Annotated in this window: 1 protein-coding gene; it reads right to left on the bottom strand. The window is 64.4% G+C overall.

What is annotated here, in order from left to right; genetic code table 11:
• On the bottom strand, window positions 1-333 hold a 333-nt coding region (locus tag KVS67_RS14165; RefSeq protein ID WP_368669062.1), incomplete at its 3' end, for a type II toxin-antitoxin system RelE/ParE family toxin.
• Window positions 334-508: the final 175 nt, after the last annotated feature.

The raw sequence follows: 508 nt of genomic DNA, 5'->3' as shown, positions 1-508 counted from the left end.
GGCCAGGGGGATGTTCGTGGCGTACCACTTCTTCCAGGCCCCGGCCTTGTCCCCGGCCACCAACAGGATTGCCTGCCGGCGGGGGTCGAAGGCGAAGAGGATCCGGATCTCGCTGCGCCCGCTCGAGCCGGGGTGCAGCTCCTTAAGGTTCTTGTGCCTGGAGCCGGTGAGTGTGTCCACCAACGGTCGGTCCAGGGTCGGCCCGGGCTTGCTGGCGAAAGTTGTTGTCAATGACTGCTGAAACGCGAGCAGGAATCGACACCTGAAAACCGAGCAGGTGGGCCCAGCATACAGCGGCTTGAGCGCGTGTATGGCGGTGCATCCACGAAGCACGCCTCTCGGAAACGCGGGGACACCAGCGTCCAGCTGGTAGAATCATGAACAGACACGGCCGAGCCGCATGCAGGCGCTCGCCCCTTCCAGGAGAGACCATGACCAAATGGTTCCTGCTCGCCGGCGCCGGCGGGAGCGAAGTCATCGCACCGCTGACACTCAAGGCAGCACACAC

The sequence above is a fragment of the Micrococcus sp. GbtcB5 genome, assembly GCF_019091605.1.
GTDB classification, from domain to species: domain Bacteria; phylum Actinomycetota; class Actinomycetes; order Actinomycetales; family Micrococcaceae; genus Micrococcus; species Micrococcus luteus.
This window is presented reverse-complemented; position numbering and strand designations above follow the sequence as displayed.